The 1,167-nt window shown below is 79.6% G+C and carries 1 protein-coding gene; it reads right to left on the minus strand.

Annotation, left to right across the window (positions count from 1 at the left end; translation table 11 throughout):
* Nucleotides 1-146 precede the first annotated feature (146 nt).
* A partial coding sequence (locus tag SSBG_RS34390) for a glycosyltransferase (RefSeq protein ID WP_234010427.1) occupies nt 147-1,167 on the minus strand: 1,021 nt, incomplete at its 5' end.

Genomic DNA, 1,167 nt, shown 5'->3' on the forward strand with positions numbered 1-1,167 from the left:
GACGGCGTCGGCGCACAGGTCGTGGTGGATGAGCATGAGGCTCTTGACGGGGTCGGCCGCGGCGGAGGCCGGGGACGCGGGGTCCGGGGCGGGCGGCACCGGCCGCCCGCCGTCGGCGGGCTCCGCCGGCGTGCGGGTCGGGCTGGTCATCGGGTGGCCTCCATGGCGCGTTCGGTGGTGGTCGACTGGCGGGCGGCCCAGGAGGGGGTGCGGGCGCCCGGGAGGGGGACGGGGGGCGCGGCGGGCTGCCCGGGCCCGGCGGTGAGGCCGTGGTAGATCGCGCGGAAGGCGGCGGTGTTCTGCTCGACGGTGAAGAGCTCGAGGGCGCGGGCACGGGCCGCCGCGCCGAGCAGGGCGCGGTGCCCGGGGTCGCGGAGCAGCCCGAGGCAGGCGGCGGCGAGCGCGGCCGGTTCGCGCGGCGGGACGACGACGCCGGTGCCGCCGACGACTTCGAGGACGGCGCCGACGTCGGTGGAGACGGTGGCGCGGGCGCAGAACATGGCCTCGACGAGGCTGATGGGGAAGCCTTCGACGGTGCTGGACAGGACGACGGCGTCGGCGCCCGCGTAGACCTCGGCGAGGTCGAGGGCGGGAGCGGGACGGGGGGCGGGGGCGGAACCGGCGGCGGGACCGGCGGTGGGGTGCGCGTCCGGCTCGGGGGCCGCTTCCGGGTCCGCGTCCGCCGGGTCAGCCGCGGCCGCCGGGCCGCTTTTCTCCGGGAGGCCCGGCTCCGGGCGGTCGGGCTCCGCGCGATCCGCCGTCGCGAGGCCGTCCGCCGTCGCGAGGCCGTCCGCCGTATCGGTTCCTTCCCCGGTCCCGGGAGCGTCGAGGTCGAAGCGGACCGGGCAGGGGAGCCCGGCCGGGTCGGCGGGGAAGAGCTCGGCGGCGAGGGCGCGGCAGGAGTCGAGATAGGCGCGGGCCGCGTCGTCCTCGGCGGTGCCGACGAGCCGCAGCGTCGCGCGCGGCTCCGCCTCGTGCACCGTCGTGAAGGCGCGCAACAGCGTGTGCAGGTCCTTGGCGGGCTCGATCCTGCCGACCCACACGAGGTCCCAGCCGCTGCGTGGCGCGCCCTCCCCGGGGAGGGGCGGTACGGGCCGCGGCGCGGGCTCCCGCGCGGCGGCGCCCCGATGGTAGGCGCGGCCGAGCACGGGTGCGCGCCGCTCCCCG

Origin of the sequence: Streptomyces sp. SPB074 (genome assembly GCF_000154905.1) — a bacterium.
Classification (GTDB): domain Bacteria; phylum Actinomycetota; class Actinomycetes; order Streptomycetales; family Streptomycetaceae; genus Streptomyces.